Annotated in this window: 22 protein-coding genes and 4 pseudogenes; 12 read left to right on the plus strand and 14 right to left on the minus strand. The window is 60.4% G+C overall.

The genetic code is table 11. The features are described from left to right. Positions 1–6: 6 nt before the first annotated feature. Positions 7–1,191 (minus strand): MFS transporter, encoded by a 1,185-nt coding sequence (locus tag AB8B31_RS27370; protein ID WP_018245188.1) that lies wholly within the window; start codon positions 1,189–1,191, stop codon positions 7–9. Between the two features lie 166 nt (positions 1,192–1,357). On the opposite strand from AB8B31_RS27370, the pseudogene AB8B31_RS27375 reads away from it, so the two are divergent. Next, positions 1,358–1,467: pseudogene (locus AB8B31_RS27375) on the plus strand (DUF4105 domain-containing protein); the annotation flags it as partial. A 123-nt stretch (positions 1,468–1,590) separates the two neighbouring features. Here the strand turns inward: AB8B31_RS27375 and AB8B31_RS27380 are convergent. Together AB8B31_RS27380 and AB8B31_RS27385 are read right to left on the minus strand one after the other, a co-directional pair. Beyond that, positions 1,591–2,003, minus strand: a pseudogene (locus AB8B31_RS27380) (IS6 family transposase); the annotation flags it as partial. 131 nt (positions 2,004–2,134) lie between these two features. Next, entirely contained in the window at positions 2,135–2,272 is a 138-nt protein-coding gene (locus tag AB8B31_RS27385) for a hypothetical protein (protein ID WP_155256964.1), read from the minus strand. 205 nt (positions 2,273–2,477) lie between these two features. On the opposite strand from AB8B31_RS27385, the gene AB8B31_RS27390 reads away from it, so the two are divergent. Further along, the gene (locus AB8B31_RS27390; RefSeq protein ID WP_018245186.1) at positions 2,478–3,398 is read left to right on the plus strand and encodes an ArdC family protein; all 921 of its coding nucleotides are present in this window, start codon (positions 2,478–2,480) and stop codon (positions 3,396–3,398) included. 177 nt (positions 3,399–3,575) lie between these two features. Here AB8B31_RS27390 and AB8B31_RS27395 read toward each other — a convergent pair whose 3' ends face one another. Next, complete coding sequence (locus tag AB8B31_RS27395; protein ID WP_026188652.1) at positions 3,576–4,766, minus strand: DUF1173 domain-containing protein; 1,191 nt, start codon at positions 4,764–4,766, stop codon at positions 3,576–3,578. Between the two features lie 123 nt (positions 4,767–4,889). On the opposite strand from AB8B31_RS27395, the pseudogene AB8B31_RS27400 reads away from it, so the two are divergent. Next, positions 4,890–5,096 (plus strand): annotated as a pseudogene (locus AB8B31_RS27400) (hypothetical protein); the annotation flags it as partial. Between the two features lie 77 nt (positions 5,097–5,173). On the opposite strand, the gene AB8B31_RS27405 reads toward AB8B31_RS27400, so the two are convergent. The 3 genes from AB8B31_RS27405 to AB8B31_RS27415 form a co-directional block, all read right to left on the minus strand. After that, complete coding sequence (locus AB8B31_RS27405; protein ID WP_018245182.1) at positions 5,174–5,680, minus strand: RES family NAD+ phosphorylase; 507 nt, start codon at positions 5,678–5,680, stop codon at positions 5,174–5,176. Beyond that, a complete protein-coding gene (gene parS / locus AB8B31_RS27410; RefSeq protein ID WP_018245181.1) occupies positions 5,677–6,159 on the minus strand; it encodes a type II RES/Xre toxin-antitoxin system antitoxin in 483 nt (160 codons plus the stop codon). The genes AB8B31_RS27405 and parS overlap by 4 nt, the downstream gene beginning before the upstream one ends. Positions 6,160–6,387: 228 nt before the next feature. Further along, positions 6,388–6,672 carry a WGR domain-containing protein gene (locus tag AB8B31_RS27415; RefSeq protein WP_018517764.1) on the minus strand — a complete coding sequence of 95 codons (285 nt, stop codon included), beginning with the start codon at positions 6,670–6,672 and terminating at the stop codon, positions 6,388–6,390. A 635-nt stretch (positions 6,673–7,307) separates the two neighbouring features. On the opposite strand from AB8B31_RS27415, the gene AB8B31_RS27420 reads away from it, so the two are divergent. The 5 genes and pseudogenes from AB8B31_RS27420 to AB8B31_RS27440 all read left to right on the plus strand — a co-directional run bounded on the left by AB8B31_RS27420 (position 7,308) and on the right by AB8B31_RS27440 (position 9,611). Beyond that, a complete protein-coding gene (locus tag AB8B31_RS27420; RefSeq protein ID WP_131598903.1) occupies positions 7,308–7,631 on the plus strand; it encodes a DUF736 domain-containing protein in 324 nt (107 codons plus the stop codon). A 316-nt stretch (positions 7,632–7,947) separates the two neighbouring features. Further along, positions 7,948–8,106 carry a hypothetical protein gene (locus tag AB8B31_RS27425; RefSeq protein WP_018245178.1) on the plus strand — a complete coding sequence of 53 codons (159 nt, stop codon included), beginning with the start codon at positions 7,948–7,950 and terminating at the stop codon, positions 8,104–8,106. A gap of 246 nt (positions 8,107–8,352) precedes the next feature. Next, positions 8,353–8,879: pseudogene (locus AB8B31_RS27430) on the plus strand (hypothetical protein). Positions 8,880–8,931: 52 nt separating this feature from the next. Continuing rightward, positions 8,932–9,201 (plus strand): type II toxin-antitoxin system prevent-host-death family antitoxin, encoded by a 270-nt coding sequence (locus AB8B31_RS27435; RefSeq protein WP_018245177.1) that lies wholly within the window; start codon positions 8,932–8,934, stop codon positions 9,199–9,201. Further along, on the plus strand, positions 9,198–9,611 hold the full coding sequence (locus AB8B31_RS27440; RefSeq protein ID WP_018245176.1) for a hypothetical protein: 414 nt from the start codon (positions 9,198–9,200) through the stop codon (positions 9,609–9,611). The genes AB8B31_RS27435 and AB8B31_RS27440 overlap by 4 nt, the downstream gene beginning before the upstream one ends. Positions 9,612–9,760: 149 nt before the next feature. Here AB8B31_RS27440 and traG read toward each other — a convergent pair whose 3' ends face one another. Genes traG through AB8B31_RS27455 form a run of 3 tightly spaced genes read right to left on the minus strand, consistent with a single transcriptional unit; the run spans position 9,761 to position 12,181 of the window. Next, the gene (traG, locus tag AB8B31_RS27445) at positions 9,761–11,674 is read right to left on the minus strand and encodes a Ti-type conjugative transfer system protein TraG (RefSeq protein WP_018245175.1); all 1,914 of its coding nucleotides are present in this window, start codon (positions 11,672–11,674) and stop codon (positions 9,761–9,763) included. Next, on the minus strand, positions 11,665–11,904 hold the full coding sequence (locus AB8B31_RS27450) for a conjugal transfer protein TraD (RefSeq protein ID WP_018245174.1): 240 nt from the start codon (positions 11,902–11,904) through the stop codon (positions 11,665–11,667). Before AB8B31_RS27450 ends, traG begins: the two co-directional genes overlap by 10 nt. Beyond that, positions 11,894–12,181: a TraC family protein gene (locus AB8B31_RS27455; protein WP_018245173.1), complete on the minus strand. Its 288-nt coding sequence runs from the start codon at positions 12,179–12,181 to the stop codon at positions 11,894–11,896. Before AB8B31_RS27455 ends, AB8B31_RS27450 begins: the two co-directional genes overlap by 11 nt. 221 nt (positions 12,182–12,402) lie before the next feature. On the opposite strand from AB8B31_RS27455, the gene traA reads away from it, so the two are divergent. The 3 genes from traA (at position 12,403) to AB8B31_RS27470 (ending at position 20,168) form a co-directional block, all read left to right on the plus strand. Then, complete coding sequence (gene traA, locus AB8B31_RS27460) at positions 12,403–17,013, plus strand: Ti-type conjugative transfer relaxase TraA (protein WP_166481216.1); 4,611 nt, start codon at positions 12,403–12,405, stop codon at positions 17,011–17,013. A 1,106-nt stretch (positions 17,014–18,119) separates the two neighbouring features. After that, the gene (locus AB8B31_RS27465; protein WP_018246080.1) at positions 18,120–18,803 is read left to right on the plus strand and encodes a winged helix-turn-helix transcriptional regulator; all 684 of its coding nucleotides are present in this window, start codon (positions 18,120–18,122) and stop codon (positions 18,801–18,803) included. A gap of 123 nt (positions 18,804–18,926) precedes the next feature. Continuing rightward, positions 18,927–20,168: an 8-amino-7-oxononanoate synthase family protein gene (locus AB8B31_RS27470; RefSeq protein ID WP_018246079.1), complete on the plus strand. Its 1,242-nt coding sequence runs from the start codon at positions 18,927–18,929 to the stop codon at positions 20,166–20,168. 48 nt (positions 20,169–20,216) lie between these two features. On the opposite strand, the gene AB8B31_RS27475 is transcribed toward AB8B31_RS27470, so the two are convergent. The 4 genes from AB8B31_RS27475 to AB8B31_RS27490 all read right to left on the minus strand — a co-directional run bounded on the left by AB8B31_RS27475 (position 20,217) and on the right by AB8B31_RS27490 (position 24,166). Further along, the gene (locus AB8B31_RS27475) at positions 20,217–21,272 is read right to left on the minus strand and encodes an extracellular solute-binding protein (RefSeq protein ID WP_018246078.1); all 1,056 of its coding nucleotides are present in this window, start codon (positions 21,270–21,272) and stop codon (positions 20,217–20,219) included. A gap of 33 nt (positions 21,273–21,305) precedes the next feature. After that, on the minus strand, positions 21,306–22,076 hold the full coding sequence (locus AB8B31_RS27480) for an ABC transporter permease (protein WP_018246077.1): 771 nt from the start codon (positions 22,074–22,076) through the stop codon (positions 21,306–21,308). A gap of 70 nt (positions 22,077–22,146) precedes the next feature. Then, positions 22,147–23,055, minus strand: coding sequence for an ABC transporter permease (locus AB8B31_RS27485; RefSeq protein WP_018246076.1), 909 nt, complete (start codon positions 23,053–23,055; stop codon positions 22,147–22,149). 1 nt (position 23,056) lies between these two features. After that, the gene (locus AB8B31_RS27490; protein WP_018246075.1) at positions 23,057–24,166 is read right to left on the minus strand and encodes an ABC transporter ATP-binding protein; all 1,110 of its coding nucleotides are present in this window, start codon (positions 24,164–24,166) and stop codon (positions 23,057–23,059) included. Between the two features lie 237 nt (positions 24,167–24,403). Here AB8B31_RS27490 and AB8B31_RS27495 point away from each other — a divergent pair, with 237 nt between their 5' ends. Continuing rightward, a complete protein-coding gene (locus AB8B31_RS27495) occupies positions 24,404–25,102 on the plus strand; it encodes a GntR family transcriptional regulator (RefSeq protein ID WP_018246074.1) in 699 nt (232 codons plus the stop codon). Positions 25,103–25,196 lie beyond the last annotated feature (94 nt).

A 25,196-nucleotide genomic window follows, 5' to 3' on the forward strand; every position in this document is an offset into this window, starting at 1 on the left:
GATCCGTCACCCGTTGACCCTCCGAACGCTCGCAACGCTGACGTCGCAGGCAGCCCGGCGCGTAGCAAGCACCTTGACCGAAAAGAGCGCGTAGATGATCAACGGAAGGCAGACGAGATAGGATGTCCTGATGCCCGCATGTTCGGCAATGAAACCGAGCAGCGGCGGCGCCAGGAAGAAGACGACGAAGGTCATCTGGCCAAGGGCAGCGACGTTGAGATGGGCCGCGCGATCTGTGCGCTGGGCCGCCGCCGAGACGGCGAGAGGATAGACCGCGCTGCAGCCTGCGCCCATCAGGGCAAAGCCCGTCAGCGCGACATAGGCATGCGGCGCGCCCCAGACGGCGCAGATGCCGATCGCCGAAAGAACAAGCAGCATCGTGGCGACGGCCCGCGCGCCAAACCGATCGACCAATGGATCGACGAACAGGCGCGCCAGCGCCATGCAAAAGGTAAAGAGTGTCAATCCCAGTCCGCCGATGAAGGGCTCGGCTGAAAACACGTCGCGCATGTAGATCGCCGACCAGTCGATCCCGGCACCTTCGACGAGAAAGGCCGCGATGCCGATTACGCAGAGCGGCATGAGGCCCCAGGTGGGAAGCGCTACCAGCGGCACCTTGCCTTCGTTCAACGCGATCCGCGCCGGCGCATTGCGCATGCCGGAAATCGCCCACATGCCGAGCACAAGCACCGCGGCAAAGGTCATGGCGAGATGGAGCTGCATCGAAATACCGGCTTGGCGGACCACCGAAGAGACAAGCGCCGTGACGAAGAAGCCGAGGCTCCAGAAACCATGCGCCCTGTTCATCACGCCGCGTCCCAGCTGCGCTTCAATGCGGTCGATCTCGACGTTGAGATTGATCTCCAGCGCCCCGGCAAGCAGCCCCTCGACGAAGAGCACACAGAACACGACCGGAGCCGCACCGATCCACGGCACCAGCGACAGCAACGCAGACGTGCCGAGAACGGTAATGAATGCCGTCGTCCGCGCGCCGAGCCGGGCGATCAAGGGCGAAGACAATGTCAACGAAATCAAGGCGCCGATCGCAGCCCCTATCAACGTCAACCCAAGCTCTGACTTGTCGACGCCAAGCGCCACCTGCAAATCCGGCATCCTCGACAGCAGCGCCCCAAGTGATACGGCGAAGAGAAAAAAGCAGACATAGATCCGCTGCTGCGGCGCGATTTTCATGATGCAACTCCGGGTATCGACGCTCGAAGCCGAACGCGCGCTTTTGGATTTGTGATGTCTATCTCACAGGGCCAAAGATCGAAACTTGTTTCTCACGGAACGCCTCGGAGAAGGTGATTAGAGACCGGCGCGATTTGCCTAGCCGCGGTGAGGTCCGCGTGCCGTTGTGATCGGTCTCCGCTCCAATTTTGCGGTGAGGACGTCCAGATCTACCGCCTGAGGGCTTCGCCGGCGGCTGAGAGGCTTGTTCTGCGCGAGTACGTCTCCGACGCAAACGGCCCTCGCGGCCACAGGGTTGAAAGTGATTGATCCCTGGTCCCGATAGCGACTGTGTGTTCGCGTTGGTTCAAGGGGAGGAACATCGACGCTAAGTGCGTTGCTTACTTCGTAAGGTCATAGGGCCGCCCCGTAGGAGCGCAATTTGTTGGTGATCATACGCTTTGGCAGCATGCCCTGCTTCTTCAGGCGTCGCGCCAGCAGGCGCTTGGCCGCCTTGGTGTTGCGGCGCGACCGCACGATCTCATCGAGCACATATCCATCCTGATCAAACGCTCTCCACAGCATTTCTGGCCATTGACGCGCACCACGACTTCATCGAGATACCAGACATCGTCTTCAGTCGACGCCTTATGGCGTGTGCGGCGCCCATAATGGCCGTTCTTTCGGCACCATCGGCGAATGGTCTCATGCGAAACGACGATCCCGCAATCGAGCATCATTTCCTCGACATCGCGCAGGCTCAGATTGAAGCGGAAGTAGAGCCAAACAGCGCGGGCCACGATTCCGATCGGCCCCTCGCCTGAGGGCGGGATGACCGACCTTGATCTTGAATGACTGGTAGCCGACCGGCCGCCGCGGGCGAAAACAGTGCGCAGAATGCCTCGTCGCTAAGATGAAAGTCCAGACCACTGGCACAGGCGCGGACCCCGGTCACGGCGGCTTCCTAGCAGCTAATGCCGACTGCCTCGCGCGATGACATCGCCGATATCGCCCGGTCATTGGCGCGGCCGGCCAGCAAGCGATCTGCGCTGCGGTTCATCGGCGATATGAGCGACATGATGCCGACTCGCTGATCTGCCACTTCCGCCTCCGTCAAAACCTCCTACTAAGATTGCAGTCATCGCGTCCTGCCCCGGCTCTGGTCCTGCCAGGCTCGCGCCGCCGGCAACGGCTTTGCCGTCCTCCACTGCGTTGCGGCCCTGCGGGTGCAGGCAGCACTTGCCGCCCGGCTTTCGGACCGCCGTAGCAGGTCGCGATGGCCGCGACCTCGAAACGGAGGTTCAGACATGAGCAGGCAACCATCCAATCAACGATCCGATATCTACAGCCGCATCACCACCAGGATCATCGCCGATCTCGAACAGGGTGTGCGGCCATGGACCAGGCCCTGGACGACGGGACAGGCGGCAAGTGAGGTCAGCCGGCCACTGCGCCACAATGGCCAACCCTATACCGGGATCAATGTCCTGCTCCTCTGGTCCGAAACCATCGCCCGCGGCTTTGCCTCATCACGCTGGATGACGTTTCGCCAGGCAATCGAACTCGGCGGCGCCGTCCGCAAGGGCGAAACCGGCACAACCATAGTCTTTGCCAGTTCGTTCATCCGCACCGAGACGACCGAGACAGGCACGGAGATCGAACAGGACATTCCATTTCTCAAGACCTACACCGTGTTCAACGCCGATCAGATCGCCGGTCTTCCTTACCGCTTTCATGAGATCGCACCTGTCCAGGATCCGATGCGCCGGATCGGCGATGCCGGCCGCTTCTTTGCCAATACCGGCGCACTCATCCGGCATGGCGGATCGGCTGCCTATTATGCTGCCATTCGTGATTACATCCAGATGCCATGCTTGGATGCCTTCCGGGACGATGCCGCCTATGTCGCCGTCCTCAGTCACGAGATGACGCACTGGACCGGGGCACCGCGACGGCTTGATCGTGATCTCAGCCGCTACGCAAAAGACAGGAGCGAACGCGCCCGCGAAGAACTGATTGCCGAACTCGGCAGCTCGTTTCTCTGCGCCGATCTTGGCATCGTCCCCGAGCTCGAACCACGCCCCGACCACGCAAGCTATCTCGATGGCTGGCTTAAGGTTCTTGGCAACGACAAGCGCGCCATCTTTTCCGCGGCAGCGCATGCGCAGCGGGCCGTCGACTACCTGCATTCCTTGCAGCCGGAGTTCGACGAGGAGGCGGCGGCGTGAGCCGTCTCTTCCTCAACCATGCAGACGGGGACCACTGTAGCGCCGAAAGCCTCGCGAGCGCGGTGCGGGGCCCTCTGCCTAGGGCACTAGACCGTCGATCCTCCGTGCCGTCGGTGTGGAGCATATGCCTGATGATCAAATCCCCTCGTCAGCATAGGCAAATCAAGACTTTTCGCTTCAGGGGAGCCTCGGCATCTCCCCCTCCGTGACGTGCCAGATCCAGGGTGTGATTTCCGGTATTGCGTCGATCATCTCAGCCAGCGCATTCTCGAAATCTTCGCTGGCGCCGGGAGGCACGATGAACATTGCAACGGGAGCCGGGCGTTGTTCCGGCAGGGTTACAGAAACGACCGGTTGCTCGCGGGAGAGATTGAAACGCAAGCCTTTCACGCTCTTTCGCTTCAGCCTTGAAAGCCGTTCCAGGAGATGTTGCTCATGGACGCTCTCGAACGGAATCCAGTTCTCGTTGACCACCATCATGGCGATCTCCTCGATGGATGCGATCCCGGTGTCTGATATCCCGAAGGTCGCAATCATGATAAGATGGAAGTCTTCGCTCGATCGCCAGAGCTCGAGATCCGTCTCGTATCTGGCACCCAACCGCTTCCACGTACCCTCCTCGATTATGAAGGGGAAGGGGAGGTGGCGGACGACGATTTTCCGGCTAACGCGGGCTGCGGCGAACCCCTTGACCTCCGCCACGGTCACCATCAGCTTCCGGGGCCCCGGGCGGGAGGCGTGGGCACCAGCAAGCGCAGCCGCCCGCCGCGCCGCTATTCCCTCGCGGTCCTCCTGATGAAACACTTCAGGCACGAACAGGATGTCACTTAACGGGTCCCCTTGCGCGGTCATCTGCAAGGCGGCGTTGAGAAGACTTGCCCGCACCCGGCTCCAACCGCGCTTGCCGGTCCACGACGCGCGCCATTCCGTAAGTTCCCCTGCCTCCCAGAGATAATGCAGGACGGCGCGCAACGAGAGCTTCTTCGTCTCGTTGCGGAGCGCGGCTTCAGACGCGTGCGTTGAGAGCGCTGGCGTGTTTCGTACACTTTTCTTTGTCAGAGGAAAATCGAGCCTCAGGGCGGCTTTCCCATTTGCGTCGATATGGATCGCGCTGCCGATCAAGGATCCAAGGCCCGATAGCTCGTAGGGCGGCTCATAGGAAGGGCAGGCGGGGTGATGACGATGCCCCGAAAGCGGCATGCGCTTGATGACATGGAGAGCGTCGACGCGCGCGATGTACATAGGGAGCGGCGGGTCTTTGCATTGGCAAAGTGGCCGGACGTTGTGCGTGTAAGCCTGTTCGAGGCGAGCCCGAAGCTCCGGAGCGTCTTCATCGAACGCCTGTTCGCCGATCAGAAACTTTCGCACATCGCCCTCAATCACTTTTTGCTGAGCCGAGCCGGGTGCGAAAATGTAGCACGGACTCCAGTTTCATACTACCTTAAAAAAGTCAGTATATTGGAGATGAGGCTGCGCGCCTAGAAGCGCAAGGGTGGCTCGCCGAAGGGCCTGAGCGCGTCGCCGCCTGCTGGGCCGAAGCACGCCAAGGCCGCTCCTTTTCGTCGTAATGACGAGATGCTCTCGGTCATGCCGACCGGCGTTATCATCTTTCCCGGCTCCGGCATCACAGGTAATCGCGCCGACAAGGCCCGCCGGCTCGGACTCCCGGTCTGGCAAGCCGCGGAGGATGGCAAGTGAGCGCTTTCCTTCGTGCGGGGGAAAGCCGGATGGTAATGAGATCGCGTCGCAGGTTGCGGCGACGCAATCGGGCTCGTTCATATCGTGGGTGGATGCAATCGTGTATCGAGAGCAAAAGCATCCTGGAACTTCAGCGCATAGGCGCCCGCCGCGCCGCCTGCCAGAAAAATCAGGTTCCAGCTATGCGGCGAGACCGCGCTCGGGATCGCGACGAAACGATGCTGTCGAAGCAGATCGTTTCCGAAGGCTTGTTGTCCCGCGCCGGGAATGCCCAGGCGCAGCCAGCTGGGATTGGGCACGCTTCCCGGATCGACAACATGGACATCGCCGGCATCGGCAATGACAGCTGCCGTCATCACATGTGCCACGGTGTCGAGCGCCCGGAACCCCTTGTGGACCGCAACTTCAAGGATCGCCGTCGCGGGATCGAGCGAGCAGTAGACCGCGTGAATCCCCTTGCTGTTCCAGCGGCCGCCAACCCGATAGGCGCCTTCCCCGCTATCCCATGTCGGCGCATGGACAACCTGATCGAGCCGCCACGCGACCAGTTCGGTCCCGCCGAGCGCGATTGGCAAAAGAGTCATGCATAGACGCCGTATTCCAGGCGGTCGAGATGATCCTCGACAAGCTCGACGCCGGCGGGCGTCCCGAGAAGATCGATCGGGCGGCGCTGATCAAGCGCGACCGCGGGACGCTCCAGCCATTGTTCGGCTTCTGCCTGCGATCCGAAGATATCCGTTGCCTTTGCGAGGATCTCAGCAAACTTCCAAGCGCGGCCGCTCTGTTCCTGGCTGAGCGGCTTGGAAGGCGTGTCCTTCCGCCGCTGCCAGGTGCGCAAGCTCATGCCCACCGCCTTTTCGAGGGACTCATTCTTGGCGATGACAACGAGATTGCCGACAAGGTAATCCAGCGCCGAGGCAGGCAGACCATGCAGAAGCAACTCATGCGCGTCGAGCGCATTGGTCAGGCGACGCGACAGAATGCGCGAGCCGCCGAGCAGTGCTTCAATTTTTTGCAGTTCACCGCCTGCTCCGGAGGAAGGTGCTTTTGCGGCGATGGCCATGATCTTTCTCCTGCGTCATCTGTCGTTCCTTACATGTCATGTGTCGCCATCAATTTCAAGGGCCGAGGGGCGCATCCGGCGTTTTCGCCGGACCGGGCTCTATTGCGCCGGCGAGCCAGCTTCACGAAGCCTGCGGTGCAGTGTTCGCGCCTGAAGGCGTGACGATCCTTTGCGCGGGCGGCTACCGCGCTGCTCTAAGACGCGAACGCGCGGATATGCATCGCGCGATCAGATCAGATTCCCGATGGCATCGCAGCCTCGGTCCGGCCTATAGCCCTTCCGACGCTTCCGGCGCGCAAGTTCGAGAAAATGCGCGATGGCTTCCCGTTCGGTCTCGAACACGTCGGTCCTCTCGCCGCCGCGTCTGCCGATCCGTCCCCAGCTGCGCACGACCGCGGTTTCGCCGAACAAGGTAGGCTGGATCGCGAGCATGTAATAGCGCGCCATGTCGCGGCTGGCATCAATGCGCTGGCAGTAGAGGTGGAACGACATTCGGCTCATGCCGGGGATCATTCCCGTGGGGACCGATCCTGTCCAACGAGAGTTTTGAATCCTTTGCAGCCGATGGATTCCGTTTTGTGATGTGTCGGCGCGTTTGGGACGGCGCAGAACGCTCGACGAAGCCGGCCCTAGTCGCTCGGTGTGGCCGGGCGCTGACGGTTGGATCTCCCGATGGAATACTGTCGGATGCGTCAACCGGGACCAGGGCAAGTCGACGAAGGATCACGTGTTCGACCCCTCGAGCTAACAACTCCACCCGGCATGCCCTGCGGCCTGCAGGAAGCGCTGCGGTTCCAGCCCGCGCCGATCTCACCGACTGGCAACGTACCATTGGGCAGTTGGCGCGCGCCTCTCGCTTGCGGTGATTAGGAGCGGGATGAGAGCTTTACGCAGAATGGCGGCGAGGCACTCTAAGAGCTCCTAGCCCTCTTGTAGAGCCGCGACCCGGGCTGACGTGATGGTTTGTCCCGCCCTTCGGTTGCGTGAGACCATTCCCTTTCTCCATGCCGCCTTTCTAAGGGACCGGCCGCCATCAGCGTCAACCCGCAAGGGGTTCCCCTGCGCTGGCGCTCCGGTGACGCCTACGGCTCGGCCCCTTCTTCGGGCGCCATCGGGAATGGTCCCGAGCAACCGAAGGAGACAGTACCATGGCCACCACGATCGCAACCCTCACCGCAAAGAGCGACGGCACCCTCGAAGGCATCTTCGCCACCATCCGGGTCAACGCCCCGATCGCCATCGTCCCGAACGCCAGCAAGGCGAACGATGAAGCACCCGACTACCTCATCATCCACCGTAAGACCGGCTTCGAGATCGGCGCGGGCTGGAACCGCATCGCTCGCCTGACCGGCGAGGAATACCTCTCGGTCAAGCTGGAGGCCCCGGAGATCGGCGTAATCTTCGGCAATCTCGCACAAGCCCCCGGCGGCGAGCCGAACCGCAAGGTTATCCTCTGGAACAACCCGAACTGAACGACCAGCAGCCGGCCTCGAGCGATCGGGGCCGGCTTTCGCAGTGGCGGCTCCTGAGGCGGTCGGCTTTGCCCACCGCCTGTATTCGGTGCCAAACGAAACGTGGATTGTCTGCTCAGTTCGCCAAGTCTGCCATGAGGACCGTGCCGCCTCAAGGTCGCGCTGCCCCTCCAATTTTGCCTTCACTGCGGTTCCCTCCGCTGCGGAAAAATTGGCACCTCCGCGCGCCGGCTCCGCCGGTCGCTGACGCGAACCTTGACCCGACCCGATCCTCACGACCGCCGGCGTCATCTTTCACGTCAACAAGGAGATGACGATGACGAACGAAAACGCCTTCAACATCGAATGCACCATCGAGGAACTGCGCCTTGAAGCCAGGGAAGCGCCGACCGCTGAGGAGCGTCGCCGCATCGAGGCGGAGCTGGAAGCCGCGCGCGCCGAACTTGCAAAACAGACCGGAGAGGAGTTGCCGTAAGGCGGCTCTTTCTCACTGTACACCGAGGCAGCCAGCCCGGATCGACCGGCCCGTCCGCCTGTGAGGGTTCCCCTCGAGATCCCCGCCGGCTGACGCCGGAAGGGTCGCAACCCCTTTGGGGTCGCGGGTCTCTTCTCTCTCTGACGTCCGATTTTACTCTAGCAAATCCGGCGTCAAGGACGGCACTGTCTCCCCCCTCTTTGCCAGGGAGTGGCCGATCTCCGTCATCAAGAAGGAGATCACATTATGACAACCGATCAGAACCTCATGCCCTACGCCAAGCTTGCCGGTTTTGGGCTTGTCGTCGTCGCAAACCGCTTCGGCTACAACAGCGGTTTCTCTCAAGAACTTCATGATCGCCTGATTGAAGGGCTCGAAGCTGCAATCGCTCGGATCCTGATGGTGATGGCATTGGAACGAAGGTTTCTCACCGGAGAGGATGAATTCGCCGAATATCAGATGCAGGGCGAGAACGAGATTTTCGGGCGTTTCACCATCAATTTGCTGGACGAGCTAGAAATTGATTTCGACACACATGAGTACCGCATCAACGGCGGCGACTGGATCAACGTTTTGACGGCGGATGAGGGTGGAGTCGAGATCCGGCTTCCGACGTTGGTTAGGTTGACCGACGAAGAATTCGGTCGATTATTTAGGACATCACCCTGGGAACTGGCATCCCCGTTCATGCGGTGCGCACTGCTGGACGCCGCAATTCCCTCCTAGGCAAGGCCGCAACTCGTCAAATCAGCAAATTTGCAACATTGTTGTAAATGCTGTATGTTGCAACAAATACAGCAACTAAGAGACCCAAAGGAAACCCATATGCCTAAGTCAAGCGGTTCCTATTCAACCAGCGACCTCTCCCGTAAGTCTGGCGACATCATCGCCGAGGCTCTACGCCATCCAGTGACCATCACCCAGCGGAATAAGCCCCGACTGGTCCTCCTCAATATCGAAGACTACCAACGGCTGATGAAGCAGTCGGACCGGCGTACCGTGGGGACCATCGAAACGATGCCTGATGAACTGGTTGCCGAGTTCGAAAACGCCGTCGAGGCATACGCAGGCGAGGACGAGGCAGGCCGCTCATGAACTACGAGTTGATCCAGACCGCAAGCGTCATACGCTATCCTTATCTGTGGGCGAGAGAGGCTGGGCGTGGAGAGACGGAAGGACGCAAGGAGCGGCCGGTAGCCGTCGGCGTGAGAATGCCGCGGCCCGATGGTGATCTGGTTCTCTTCTTTCCCGTTACCACCAAGCAGCCGGAGGCGTCGCGGTTTGCCGTGGAAGTGCCGGCTATCGAAAAGCGCCGCGCTGGCCTCGATGCTGATCGCAGGCTCTGGATTATCTTCGATGAGTTCAATACCGACATCGTCGGAAACTCATACTATCTGGAGCCTGAGCCGCCAACCGGCCGCTTCAGCAAAGCCTTCTTCCTGCCGCTGCTGCGTGAATTCATCCGTCGCCGCAAGTCGGCCACGGAGGTCAGCCGATTCCGTTGAGCAGGCCCTGAAAACTCGAATTAACGTTTGCGTACGAACTCGGTGCACAGAACGATAATCCCGAGAAGATCGATTGCCGCCATGATGGAATCAAGGGTCTCGCATCCGCCCAACGCAACTCGGGCGGCGGCGCTGAACGTGTAAGCTCGTCAACTCCGCACGAAGCGATTGGCCTTTGCTTGCTCGTCCATATCCTTCCGCCGGAAATAGATCGCCCGGCCGCAGCGGATCGGGCTATGGCCTTGAACGATGATGATCTGCTCGTCCTTGCGCATCGACTGGGTGATCTCGTGCGGCATGATCAGCGGCCGGCGCTGGAAATTGACGCTCTCGGATTTGCGCGTGCCGCCGCCTTTCGTGTCCCAGCCGATGTTGCGCGACCGCCCCTGAACCTCGACGGTCATCTCCCCGCATTGGGCAGAAACATTGCGCGCCGTATCGAGGGCCTTGATCGCCGCATAGGAGGCGAAGGCGCAGCCATCGATCCATGACGTCGCGCCATCCTTCCCGAAGTGCCGTTCCAACTGGCCGACCGATTGATAGAGCAGCATCATGCTGATGCCATACTTGCGGCCGCGATCGCGTGCCTCTTCCAGCACGCGCATGTAGCCGAGCAGGTCGACCTCATCGAGCATGAAGAGCGCCCGACGGCTGAAGCCGCCATCGGCTTGAACCATGGCGTTGATCAGAGAGCCGATGATGACACGCCCGATGCCGGGGTAGGAGCGCAGGATCGACGCCGGGATATTGAGGAACACGTCCGTTTTGGCCGATACGATATCGCTCGACCTGAAGGCGTTGCCGCAGACAAGCGCGGCGTAACTATCCAATGAGAGCCATTGCGTATCCTTCGACGCCGTCGAATAGACACCGGAGAAGGTCTGTTCGGTCATGTTGGTGAAGACACCAAGCGTTTCACGGATGAAGGCAGATTCCGAGTGCTCCTGAATGTCGCGCAGCATAGCGAGCACGGAAGGTTCAGGCTCGGAAACGATCTGGCGCAGGCTGCGCAAGTTTCGCCGGCCGGCATATTCCGGCGACAGCATGACATGGGCGAGCAGTCCGGTCAGGAGATTGTGCGCCTGGTTCTGGAAGTAGGAGCCAGTTGAAGATTCAAAACGCAGGCTTTCGGACAGAAGCATGTGGGCGATGCCGACGATATCCTCCTCTTTTCGCATCGAATGCTCGATGCCGTCGAGGACATTGAAGCTCATGATTGGGTTGGTCGGATCGAGCACCATGACATCGCGCCCGAGAATGCGGGTGCGATGCTCAACCACCATCGGCGCAACCTCGGTGGAAGGATCGAGGCAGATCAAAGGGCCGGAATAACGCAGTGCGGTCGGCAGGACGTTGCTGGTCGTCTTGTATCCGCCCGATCCGGCAAAGAAGAGCATATGGGTGGAATCGAAATCTTGGCTGTAGGTCAGGAGTGGCGCCTTGCCGCCCTGTCCCCACGTGCTGCGATCCTTCGGATCGAAGGGCACTTGGTGGACGGTTTCCTTGTCGACGCGGTAACGCTCGCCGACAACGATCTCGCCGTCGGGCGGAAAGAGCCTTGCTGCCGCCGACATTGAAAGCCAATCGGCATCGCCAAAGGTTCCGCCCCTTGCCCGTTTGACTGCCTCGGGCACGACGACGGAGATCCGGGCGGCAACCGCCACAGTCATGAAGCCCGCCAGGGCGCCGATGACGGCAACAAGATCCAGATAGGAAAGCGCCTGGTCCCAGGTGACGATGCCGCGCTCCACCGATGGCACGAGGCGTCCATATTCGCGCAACGCGTAAAAACCGGCGACGACGAGAAAGCACAAGAGGCTGGCCACGGCGATTGGCCGCCGGCGATGCAGCGGCAACGCCCAGACGGTCAAAAGTCCTGCGAGCGGCCCAAACAGGAGCGCCGGCACGGGTGCCGCTTGCAGGAACCAATATTCGATCTTGCCGGAGAGGCCGTGGGCCAGTGCCGGCCATCGCCAGCCGATGATGTAGACGCTGATCGCTGTTACGGCGATCGGCACGAAGACCAGCAGCAGGCTCGGATGCAATCGACCCTTCAGCGCCATCCGGCGGTCTCCTCGACGCGCGGTGTGGACGGACTGAGCGAAGGGCGCCTGAACGCCTCTTTGCCGATATCGCGCAACCGCCTATGTTCGGCCGATCCCGCTATCACTCTTGCCAGTTCGATGAGGCCACCCAGAAGAAAAGCCCGGTCGGCCGTCGACAGACCAGCCTTCACGACGATGCCGCCAAGCAGGAGTTTCTCGCGTGCTTCCTTCTTGCGGTCAGCCGTCATGTAAAACCTCCGACGTCGATCCAGTGCCATCAACTGCTGGTCGACGCGTTTGAGGAGATGCAGCACTAGTGCCTTTCTTCTCCTCTTTGCGAAATCGAGCGGCGATCTCTTCGAAGATCCGCTCGACCTCCTCGTCGGCGATCTCCATTTCCGCCAGCCCGGACTTCGTCGCCGCGCGGGCAAACCGCTCCGCCGATTTAACTATCAGAATTCGCCGACGTTCTCGCAACTTCTCCATCTGCGCATCGAGATCAGAAATTGATGATTTTACGGCCATTGGTGAATCTCCCTTTCCCGAAAATAGCCTCCGAAGACCGATTATACTAACTACAAAACGATAGTTAAATAGGCTATTTTCGACCAGCCCCAAAACGTCGCAGCCGGAATTTCGGCCGATGGCCGTCTTCCGGAAAAGCGGCATCGGCCCTGCGTTCCGATTGGTTTGAGGGCGCAATATACGTCGCTGTCGCGACGTGCTCGGGTGAGGTGGAGACGACAGTGGCGATCATGTTCGTCAGAGCACAGGTGATCGGCAGGGGCGCGGGACGCAGCGTCGTCTCGGCCGCCGCCTATCGCCATCGCGCCCGGATGATGGACGAACAGGCCGGTACGTCGTTCAGCTATCGCGGCGGGGCTTCCGAACTGGTGCATGAGGAGCTGGCTCTTCCGGACCAAATACCGGCCTGGCTGCGGTCGGCGATTTCTGGTCAATCCGTCGCCAAGGCGAGCGAAGCGCTGTGGAATGCCGTCGATGCTTTCGAGAAACGCGCCGACGCGCAGCTGGCGCGCGAGTTGATCATCGCGTTGCCGGAAGAGCTGACGCGGGCTGAGAACATCGCGCTGGTGCGGGAGTTCGTGCGCGACAATCTGACTGCGAAAGGGATGGTCGCCGATTGGGTCTATCACGACAAGGACGGCAACCCGCATATCCATCTGATGACGACGCTCAGGCCGCTGGCGGAGGAGGGGTTCGGGCCAAAGAAGGTTCCTGTCTGTGGCGAGGACGGAAAGCCGCTGCGGGTCGTCACGCCGGATCGCCCGAATGGCAAGGTCGTCTACAAACTCTGGGCTGGCGACAAGGAAACCTTGCAGGCGTGGAAGATCGCCTGGGCGGAGACGGCCAGCCGGCACCTGGCGCTTGCCGGTCACGAGATCCGGCTCGATGGCCGCTCCTATGCCGAACAGGGCCTTGATGGCATCGCGCAGAAGCACCTCGGACCGGAGAAGGCAGCCCTCTCCCGCAGGGACGCGGAGATGTATTTTGCTCCGGCCGACCTTGCCCGTCGCCAGGAGATGGCCGACCGGCTGCTTGCCGATCCTGCGCTCCTGCTGAAGCAGTTGAGCAATGAACGCTCCACCTTCGATGAGCGCGATATCGCCAAGGCGCTGCATCGCACTGTCGACGATCCCGCGGACTTCGCCAATATCCGCGCGCGACTGATGGCATCGGACGATCTCATCATGCTGAAGCCGCAGCAGATCGATGCCGAAACGGGAAAGGCGAGCGAACCTGCCGTCTTCACCACGCGGGAGATGCTGCGCATCGAATATGACATGGGGCGGTCGGCGCGGGTTTTGGCGGAGCGCCGTGGTTTTGCCGTTTCCGATCGGGTGGTTGCAGCCGCGATCAGGCAGGTCGAAACGCAGGATCCGGAAAACTCCTTCCGGCTCGATCCGGAACAGGCGGATGCCATCCACCATATCACCCGGGACAAAGGTATCGCCGCCGTGGTCGGTCTTGCCGGCGCCGGCAAGTCGACCTTGCTTGCCGCCGCCCGCGTTGCCTGGGAGAGCGATGGTCGCCGGGTGATCGGTGCTGCCCTTGCGGGCAAAGCCGCCGAAGGGCTGGAAGACAGTTCCGGCATCAGGTCGCGGACACTCGCCGCCTGGGAACTCGCCTGGGCCAGCGGACGCGAATTGCTCGAACGTGGCAATGTGCTTGTCATCGACGAGGCCGGCATGGTGTCGTCGCAGCAGATGGCCCGCCTGCTTGACATCGCCGAGCAAGCCGAGGTGAAGGTCGTGCTGGTTGGTGACGCGATGCAGCTGCAGCCGATCCAGGCGGGCGCGGCATTCCGGGCGATCACTGAGCGGATCGGTTTTGCCGAACTTGCTGGCGTGCGCCGCCAGCGCCAGCCATGGGCGCGCGAGGCGTCGCGGCTTTTTGCGCGCGGCGAGACCGGGAAGGGCCTCGATGCCTATGCCCAGCAGGGGCATCTGATCGAGGCAGGGACACGGGCGGAAACGATCGATCGGATCGTCGCCGATTGGAGCCAAGCGCGCAAACAGGCAATCCAGAACTCAACCACGGCAGGCAATGACGGTCGTCTTCGTGGTGACGAACTGCTGGTGCTCGCCCACACCAACGAGGACGTCAAGCGTCTGAACGAGGCGCTGCGATCGGTGATGGTGGGAGAGGGCGCGCTTGGTGAGGACCGCGCTTTCCGGACCGAGCGCGGCGCGCGGGAATTTGCTGCCGGCGACCGCATCATCTTCCTGGAGAATGCCCGCTTCGTTGAAGCGCGCGCAATGCGTCTCGGCCCGCAACATGTGAAGAACGGCATGCTCGGCACGGTCGTTTCCACCGGCGACAAACGTGGCGACGCAGTGCTTTCGGTCCGTCTCGACAGTGGCCGTGATGTCGTCATCAGCGAGAGCAGCTATCGCAATGTCGATCATGGCTACGCCGCGACCATTCACAAGTCTCAAGGCGCCACGGTCGAGCGAAGCTTCGTGCTCGCCACCGGCATGATGGACCAGCACCTGACCTATGTGTCGATGACGAGACACAGAGACCGCGTCGATCTCTATGCGGCGAAGGACGATTTTGAAGCAAAGCCGGAATGGGGACGAAAGCCGCATGTCGATCATGCCGCCGGCGTCACCGGCGCGCTCGTGGAAACAGGACAAGCCAAGTTCCGGCCGAATGACGAGGATGCCGACGATAGCCCCTATGCCGATGTCAGAACGGATGACGGCACCCTCCATCGTCTATGGGGCGTCAGCCTACCGAAGGCGCTCGAGGAAGGTGGCGTCTCAGAAGGCGATACCGTCACGCTGCGCAAGGACGGCGTCGAGCGGGTGACGATCAAGGTTGCGATCGTCGACGAACAAACCGGCCAGAAGCGGTTCGAGGAAAGAGAGGTCGACCGCAACGTCTGGACAGCCAAGCGGATCGAAACCGCCGAAGCGCGTCAGCAACGGATCGAGCGGGAAAGCCATCGACCGGATGTGTTCAAGCAGCTGGTAGAGCGCCTGTCGCGTTCCGGCGCCAAGACGACGACGCTCGATTTTGAAAGCGAGGCCGGTTATCGCGCCCATGCCGACGACTTCGCGCGCCGCCGTGGTCTCGATCACCTTTCGCTTGCCGCAGCCGGGGCGGAAGAAAGCCTTTCCCGGCGGTGGGCCGGGATTGCCGAGAGGCGCGAGCAGCTGGCGAAGCTGTGGGAGCGGGCAAGCGTTGCGCTCGGCTTCACGATCGAGCGGGAACGGCGCATCGCCTACAACGAGGAACGGGCTGAACCCCAAACCGTCTTGGAGGCGGATGTTGCTCGCGGCCGATATCTGATCCCGCCCACCACGGGCTTTGCCAGGAGTGCCGAGGAAGATGCGCAGCTGGCACAGCTTTCGTCTCCTGCCTGGAAGGAACGGGAAGCCATCCTCCGGCCGCTGTTGGAGAAGATCTATCGTGACCCGGATGCAGCCCTTGTCGCCTTGAACGCGCTTTCATCGGATACAAGCGTCGATCCGCGCAGGCTTGCCGATGATCTTGCCAAAGCACCCGAGCGGCTCGGCCGCCTGCGGGGTTCCGAGCTGATCGTCGACGGTCGTGCGGCACGCGACGAACGAAATGCCGCGATCACTGCCTTGACGGACTTGCTGCCGCTCGTCCGCGCCCATGCCACCCAGTTCCGCCGGAATGCCGAACGCTTCGAAAGCCACGAGCAGCAACGCCGCGCCCATATGGCATTGCCGATCCCGGCGCTCTCCGAAAAGGCGATGGCACGTCTTACCGAGATCGAGGCGGTGCGCAGGCAAGGTGGTGACGACGCCTACAAGGCCGCCTTTGCGCTTGCCGCCGAAGATCGCTCGATCGTCCAGGAGGTCAAGGCGGTCAGCGAGGCGCTGACCGCCCGCTTCGGCTGGAGCGCGTTTACCTCGAAGGCCGACGCGGTTGGCGAACGCAACATGGTCGAGCGTATGCCAGAGGACCTCGCCAGTAGCAGAGGCGAGAAGCTGACCCGGCTGTTCGAGGCCGTGAAGCGCTTTGCCGACGAGCAGCATCTCGCCGAGCGCCGGGATCGTTCGAAGATTGTTGCCGGCGCCAGTGCCGATCAAGGGATGGAGAATGTCCCCATGCTTGCCGCCGTCACCGAGTTCAGGACCGGGATCGACGAGGAGGCGCGCTCGCGTGTGCTCTCAGATCCTCTCTATCGCCAGCAGCGAGCAGCGCTGGCGGCGGTGGCAAGCGCGATCTGGCGCGATCCGGTCGGCGCCGTCGGCAAGATCGAAGAGCTGCTTCAGAAAGGCTTTGCTGGCGAGCGCATCGCGGCCGCGGTGACCAACGATCCGGCCGCCTATGGCGCATTGCGCGGTTCCGATCGCCTGATGGACCGGATGCTGGCCGCCGGCCGGGAGCGGAAAGAGGCGGTGCAGGCCGTGCCTGAAGCCGCCGCCCGTTTGCGATCGCTCGGTCCGGCCTACGTCAATGTGCTCGATGCCGAACGCCAGGCTATCGCCGAAGAGCGACGGCGCATGGCGGTTGCCATTCCTGCTCTGTCGACGGCGGCGGAAGACGTGCTGATGCGACTGACTGCCGAGGCGAAGAACAACGACCGCAAGCTGACGGCTTCCGCTGCCCCTCTCGATCCCAGCATTCGCCGGGAGTTCGCCGCCGTCAGCCGGGCACTCGACGAGCGCTTTGGTCGCAATGCCATCATTCGCGGCGAAAAGGATCTCATCAATCGTGTGCCACCAGCGCAGCGCAATGCTTTCGAGGCGATGCAGGACAGGTTGAAGGTCCTGCAGCGGACGGTGCGCATGGAAAGCAGCGAACAGATCATCTCGGAACGGCACCAGCGGGCTGTCAGTCGTGGCATTAGTCTCTGAGACCAATGAATGAGCTGCGGGAGAGCTTATGGACGGCAGGAAATCGCTGCAATGCGATCGCCCGCGCCTATATCGCGATCGAGATCAAGAACCAGGCGCGCGGTCGCTCGCTCGCCCGTCAGCTGTGGGCCATCCCTCGGCTCATGGAGTATTCTGTCAACCCAATTACTTGGCGGAGGCAGCGAACGGCTTCAAGCAGCGTGTCGATCGCGGGTGCATGACTCAAATAAGCTGACTTTGAGGATGCGCCCCATTTCCTCGAACTCAGCCGAGCTGCCCTTCAACGCGTCTGAAACTCCTGGTGCAGGATGCGGCAGGCGTCTTTCATGACAGGACTTTTGTAGCCATCGTATTCAGATAAAACTAGTCCCCCTGCTCTGCGTGTTGATCATGAACCCTTCGCTGTGGGGACACCCTGCTGCCCCTACACGTCCCGCTCCCGAAATCTGCGTTCAACCGAGCGGCTGGCATGATCACCGCGAATCTGTCCGACCTATAAGGCCGGACAGATTCGTAGTGTCGGAATGCTGTCGGAGTAAACATGCGTGCGACATCAAAGCCGATGGCCCTCGCATTTGTTTTCGAATTTCCCCAACTGCTGGAAAACTCGGACCCAAAACTTGAAATCGCCTGAGCGACCGTCGGAGCGAGCGCTTATGGCACACCAGGCTGCCGCGGTTTTCGCATGTTGTCCGTAAAGCGAACGGACAGCAGTACTTATGTCCCCAACATCTGCATCACTCCAAAAATCCGGTGCGGTTGCGGCGCAGCCGGCTGAGAACCTTTCGAACATTTCGCGCATTAAAAAGCCCCGTTACCGTCCGGAAACAGGCCATCAAATTATGCCGGACGTCGATCCCACCGAGTGGGCCACGATCACGTGCCGTCCCTGGCAAATACGCGCTTCAGTGCGAAGTGCTTCTCATGCTCAACATTATGTTGTAACAAAACCGAAAGGCAAGCTATAAAAACACCCGCAATGAGAGCGATTTTCGCGATATTTTACGAATCAGGCTTGAGGTGTCACTTAGAATGAGGCAATCCGGTGAGAGTTTTGTCGTAGCAAACGTAGAAATGGTGGGGTCAACAGCTGGCGGTGCGAGCCGATGAGCGCACTTCTGGCGATCGTATCCCGGGATGCCGACTATTATTTGATGCTGTCATACATCTTGAGGGGGGCCGGATACAGGACGGTGCTGGTCGATATTCCAAACGAGGCCGTGGCGATCGCCGAGGAGCGCGGCGCTGCAGCTATCATCGTCGACTGCCAGCCGGGTTCACAAATTCTGGCTGATATCGCGTCGAGCCTGGGAGAAAAGGGGCTTGCCGACGAACTGACACTCATCGCACTCGTCGCCGAAAAGGCCGCTTATCTCGACATCCTGAAAGCCGACGTCGATGAGAGCTTCACAAGGCCGATGCCTCCGGAACGGCTGCTGTCTTATCTCCACGGTGAAATAGGCAATTCCTCCGACGAAGCGTCTGGCCGCTTCGTTCCAATATATGACGATCTGAAGCTGGACGTCAGCGGCCGGCGTGTCTTGGTAAGGGGTATGCCGGTTAATCTCAGCCCGATCGAGTTTCGTCTGCTGAGCGCTCTTATGGGTGACGCGGGGCGTGTTCTAAGCCGCGCGGAACTGATCGCGGTCGCTTGGCCGAAATCAGCTTTCGTCGAGCCTCGGACAGTCGATGTTCATATCGGCCGGCTCCGGCGTGCATTGAGGCGGGCGCTTGGCCGCGATTTGATCCGCACCGTGCCAAAGGAAGGATATGCAATCGACGTTGCGTAAAGTATGTGACTTCCCCACGTTCACATGTTCATCGAAACTTCCCGAAAACTTGCTGTCGCCTTCGTTGCATAAACGACGATCACGCGCATAGCTTGAAGTCCGTTGAACATTTGGGAGCACAACATGCAAGAGGCAGCTTCGGGCGCCGGATCGGCGAAAACATCCCACAGAAACACCGCGGGCCTGATCAGCCACGCGAGTCCCCACTTTGCCGCCGCCCAGCTCAACGGCTTGATGGCCCTCTATGTCCATCCGTCTGACGGTCGAGCGGTGGAGCTGCCGGTTTCGGATCGCCGATTGAAGCGCGTCGTCGACTTCGTCCGCTGCTCGTATCTCGGGCTCGACAATCACCCCTCAATCATCGAAGGCGCAATAGAGACAGTTCGGCGCTACGGAACACTACACTGGTCCTGCGCCCGGACGCGGCTCAATTTTGCAGTCCTCGGAGACCTCGAGGATGCTCTTTCTGATCTCTTCGGCGCGAGGGCTATCACCTACACAACAGTGCTTGCCGCCAACTTAAGCGCGCTTCCGCTGATTGCGTCCGGCGTTCTGACGGGCGGCAAAAAACCAGTCATGGTATTCGACCGTCTCGCGCATGCAACGCTCGCCTTCAACAAGCCCGTCGTTGCTGAAGAATGCGAGGTGCGCACTATAGGCCACAACGATCTTCAGGCGCTCGAAGAAATTTGCCGCCAGAACGAGGCGGTCGCCTATGTTTGCGACGGTGTCTATTCCATGGGTGGCTGTGCCCCGATCAAGGAGTTGCGGGAGCTTCAGGAGCGATACGGCCTCTTCCTTTACATCGATGATGCTCACGGTATATCGATTTTCGGGGAAAGAGGCGAGGGGTTTGCCCGTTCACAGATGCCAGAAGGTCTCGGTGAACGGACGATCATCGCCGCCTCGCTCGGGAAGGGCTTCGGAGCGTCGGGCGGCATGCTGATGCTCGCAACGGCGTTCCAGGAAGAGATCTTCCGGCGCTTTGCTCTCGCGCATGCCTTCTCGGCCTCCATCAATGTTGCGGCGATCGGTGCAGCTCTGGCCTCTCAGTCGATTCACCGCACACCGGAACTTGGTGTGCGGCAAAGGACGCTCGCAGAACACATCTCTCTTTTCGACGAGCTGGTGCCGACCGCACAGGCAGGGTCCCGACTCCCGATCAGGACCGTCGTCGTCGGTGACGAGCTTGCGGCAATCGGCGCTGCCAGACTTGTACTTGATTCTGGTTACTACACGTCGGCCATTTTCTTCCCGACTGTGGCCAAGGGAAGGGCGGGGCTGCGAATATGTCCGACTGCCGGCCACACGGCATCCGAATTGCGCGACGTCGCAGCTGCCGTCAATCGTGCTCTCAAGGGATAAAGATCTGTCTCCGCCCCTTCGGGCGGAACCACCGCCAAAGGGGGATCGTTATCGGATCCAGGCATTCCAACGCTCGAGCATCATCGCAGCATTGTCGTTGATCCATTTGGCGTCCGGGATGACGATGTAATCCCGGATGTCCTCGTCGCTCGGCAGTGCCGCGCGTGCAGCCGGCGACATCAAATCGATCGCCTTGCGGCTCGGCGGCGTGCAAAGGAGTTCGTTGCACACCCCGGCCTGCGCCTCCGGATGATCAAGCCAGTAGCCGATCAACTTCAACGCGTTTGCGCGGTTCGGCGCATCCTTGATAATCGTCAAGCGATCGCCGACGAGGAACGAGGCCTGTTTGGACCAGGCGATCTGGCGTCCTTCCGCCTTCAGTGTATTTGCGCGCGTCAGCCAGATCTGCCCGATTCTGTAGTCGCCGTTGCGAAAGCCCTGAACGCTCTGGTCACCGGTCTTCCACCAGAGCGATATCGCCGGGCGGATCTCGTCGAGCTTGTTAAGGGCGCGATCAACGTCGAGCGGAAAGAGTTTGTCGCGCGGAACACCATCGGCGAGGAGCGCGGCAGCCATTACCCTCCACGGATCGTCGAAATTTGGAAACGAGCGACCCCCAGGAAATTTTGTCTGGTTCCACATATCGGCCCAGCTCAACGGATTCCCATCCTTGAAGGCAGTCGGGTCGTAGGCCATCAGCGTTGCGGTTGAAAAAAGCCTGGCCCCAGCGCTGACGCAGGCATCCTCGACCAGATCTGGCCGGCTCTGGAAAGACTTGCAAAAGTCGGTCAGGTCTTCAGATGTAAGCCGATGCGCTTCAGCGCTCGCCTGGATCTCGCCGTCCGGATAAAGGTCCCAGGTCACGTTGCCGGTCTTGACCATGGCCGCCGCTTTCGCCCGCATCTCGGCATTCGTTGCCGCGACGGAAACAACTTTGATGCCGGTCTTTTCGGTAAACGGCTCGAACCAGAATTTTCGAAGCGCGGCATCGTAGGCGCCGCCTGTGGTCGCAATGATGACCTGCTCCTCGGCTTGCGCCGCCCCCGCACCGGCAAGCATGAGGCAAGCCGCAAGCAGTGGCTTGATCTTCGTTCGCTTTTTCATCGGTTCTTCCTCTCTCCGATTGATGTGATCATGTTAATCCTCCCCGCGGCCGGTAAGGAGATGAATGGTCCCCATGAGCAGCAGCGATACCGCGACGAGCAGCGTCGAAACCGCCGCTATGACCGGGGTGAGATTGAAATCGATGTCCTCGAACATCTTGCGGCTGATCGTTTTTCCGCCCGTATCGGAAATGAAGAAGGCGACTGTTGCCTCATCGAACGACGCCAGAAACGCAAAGACCGAAGCCGCAGCCACCGCCGGGGCGATGTTAGGAAGCACAACGCTGATAAAGGCGCGGCTCCGGCTTGCCCCGCAATTCAGTGCGGCAAGCTCGAGTGACGTGTCGAAGCGCTCGAGTGCTGCCGACACGGTGATGATCACGTAGGGAACAGCAAGTACGGTGTGCGCGATCAGGAAACCAGCGAAATTGCCGGTCAGACTGAGCGGGGAAAAAACCAGATAAAGGGCAACGCCAAAGACAACATGGGGAACGATCATTGGCCCCAACGACAATGCCCGCAGAAGCGTCTTTCCCGGCAGATTACCGCGAACGAGCCCGATGGCGGCCAATGTACCGATAACCGTCGAAGCGACCGTCGTCGCCAGCGCAATCTGCAGACTGAAGATCGTTGCTGCGCGCCAGTCCGGATCGGATAGAAAGTCGATATACCAGCGAAGCGTCAGGCCCCTCGGCGGGAACTCGATATAGCTGCTGTCGTTCAGCGAAATCGGGATGACGAGCAACGTCGGCAGAACCAGGAAGAACAGGATTTCCCCGATCAGGAAGCCCCCAAGGAGCCGCAATGCCGCTTTGCCGTAAGGCCGATGGGTGCTGTTGACGGGAGAGGGGGCGAATGAGGCGGTGACTGCGGGCTCAATTGACACTGTTCATTCCTTTGCTGACGGAAAGCGCCTTGCGGAACACAAGGACAAAGATCAGCGTCGTGGTCAGAAGGACGGTCGCGAGCGCTGCGGCAAATGGCCAGTCAAGCAGAACGGTGGTTTGCTGGCCGATCAGCGTTGCCATCATCAATGCTCCAGGCCCGCCGACGAGTGCCGGCGTGATATAAAAACCGATCGCCAGGATGAAGCACATGACGCATCCGGCAAAGATTCCAGGCAAGCTGAGCGGCAAGGTCACGCGCCAGAACGCGCTAATCGGGCCGGCGCCGAGATTGCGGGCGGCTTGAGTGTACTCTGCAGGAATAGTGCGAAGAACGTTGTAGACCGGCAGGATCATGAAGGGCATGAGAACATGCGTCATCGCAAGGATCACCGCGCCTTCGGTGTAGATTAGCTTCAACGGACTGCCAATGAGGCCGCTCTCGATCAGCAGACCGTTAACGATGCCGTTTCGCTGCAGCAGCACGATCCAGGCATAGGATCGCACCAGCACTGAGGTCCATAGTGGGACCAACACCGCGGCCGATACGAGCATCGCCATCCTGCCTTTGGCATGCGCCATGAGAAAGCTAACCGGAAATCCAAGCAGCAAGCTCGTCACTGTTACGATGGCGCCCGTCTGCAACGTCCGAAGCAGGACTTCCATGTAGAGTGGCTCGGTGACGATCCGCTCGTAATGCTCCAGCGTGAATCCCGGCGCCATTAAGCTCAAAGAGACGAGCCGTCCAATCGGATAGATGAAGCCTCCGGCCAGTAACAGCATCAACGGCGCAATAAGCAGGAACGTCAGCGCATGCGAATACTGGCGCGCCGAGCGTGAGAAAAACCAGCTCGCTGGACGGGTTGGTACAACGCGTGGATTATCGACGGTCGTGGTCATTTCATCCCTCCTCAACCGTAAAGAGCCGGAGGCCGTCGCGTTCGGCGACGACGTCCACGAGTGCCCCCATTGCGAAGGGCTCCCTCTTTCCATCAGCAGGGATCTGCACCTGAATGATCTCGCCGCTTCCGAAATCAGTGCGAACGAGATGAAGGTCGAAGGAGCCGGCAAAGACCGACGTTTCGATCCGACCGGGGAGGGCGTTCTGTCCTCCTGCGCCCCGCGCTGCAAGGCCGAGGCGCTCAGGGCGCAGCGCGAGCCGAACGCGATCACCTATCTTTGCCGAACCCTCGAAATTATGGGCGGCACCGGGCGTATCAATAACCACGTCGTCACCCAGTCTGATGGTGTGACGACCAGCGGTCTTGCCCAGGAATTCTCCCGTTAGGAAATTCATCTTGCCGATGAAGTCGGCGACAAAGGCACTCTCCGGATTACAGTAAAGATCCGCCGGGCTTCCAAGCTGCACGAGTTGCCCCTTTGCCATGACAGCGATCCGGTCGGACATCGTCAACGCCTCCTCCTGATCGTGCGTCACGTAGATGACCGTTGCACCGAGGCGCCGCTGAAGCTGCTTGATCTCGATCTGCATGGATTCGCGCAGCTTCTTGTCCAGTGCCCCGAGTGGCTCGTCCATCAAGAGAACAGGCGGTTCGAACACCATTGCTCGCGCGACTGCAACCCGCTGCTGCTGGCCGCCGGAAAGTTCGTGGGGATAGCGCTTGGCATAGTCCGGGAGTTGGACGAGGTCGAGCGCCCGGCTAACGCGTTCTGCCCTGAGGTCCTTGCGGATGCCGCGCATCCTCAGGGGAAAGCCGATGTTTTCGGCGACGGTCAGATGCGGGAATAAAGCATAACGCTGGAAGACCATCCCGATATTGCGGCGATCGGGCGATACGGCGGTGACATCGCGCCCACCAATGATAATGCGTCCGGCAGACGGACTTTCGAAACCGGCGATCATTGTCAGAAGCGTCGTCTTGCCCGATCCGGATGGACCGAGGATCGACAGGAATTCGCCTGCTGAAATGTCCAAGGTCACTGCGCCTACGGCAGTCTGGCTGCCGTAGGCCTTTCCTATGCGATCGATAAAAACAGGCGCACCAATCAAACTGATATCTCCTTTGCTTTAAGATGCATTGATCCCTCCCGACTCCGCCCGCGCGGCGCCAGGTGGTGTGAGTGTCGTGCCGACAAGGCCGGCATCTGTTCAGGCATGGCCGCACGGGGCCAAGGCGTTGCTAATATTCACGATCCCGTTATGCTGTCACATTGCGTGATCAATTTTTACACAATGCATTTTTGTTGCAACAAAAATGTGAAGAAGTCAACTCGTGGGGAGTTAATTTTGAACGAGAATACAACTGAAGAGGAATCGCCGGCGTCGGAATTGCACTCCGGGCGTCTCAGCGACTTCGCCTATTCATCCATCAAGGAGCAACTTACGCGGGGCGTATACAAGCCCGGTCACAAGTTGCCGATCCGTTCGGTTGCCGAAATGCTGAAGGTTGGTGCGACGCCGGCGCGCGAGGCGATTAACCGCCTGGTCTTTGAGGGTGCGCTCGTCATGGTGGGTCCTAAAACCGTCATCGTCCCGCATCTCGATCTTTCGGCGCTTTACGAAGTCACGCAGATGCGGCTTGCCCTCGAAGGATTAGCGACCGAAAAAGGCGCACTTCGTGCGACCAATGATGTGCTTGACAAGCTATTGGTAATACAGGAAAAAATCACACTTTCGCTCGAGGAAAAGCGCTACGGCGATGCTCTTCACGACAATAAAGAATTCCACTTTACCATCTATCGACTGTGCGAGATGCCGCACCTTCTTTCGACCATCGAGGCCCTATGGTTAAGGATCGGCGCCTCGTTCCACGACCTCTATCCTGAGTTTGCGGAAGCGAAATACGGTGTCCACAACCACCTGGCCGCGATTGAGGCTCTGGTGGATAAAGATCCCTCCGCCGTCCGAGCGGCAATGGAAAACGACATTCGAGACGGCTATCGGCGCCTCAAGAAAGCAGCGCAGGAGCGTCTCAAGCGGCAATAACATCGTGGCCGGATTTTTTTGTTGCAACTTCTTCGGGTTCATGATTTTTGTAATAACAAAATTATGAAGGGTCGCGCCGTGACCCATTTGCCGG

Source organism: Rhizobium sp. 62_C5_N11_2 (genome assembly GCF_051811185.1).
In the GTDB taxonomy this organism is placed as follows: domain Bacteria; phylum Pseudomonadota; class Alphaproteobacteria; order Rhizobiales; family Rhizobiaceae; genus Rhizobium; species Rhizobium leguminosarum.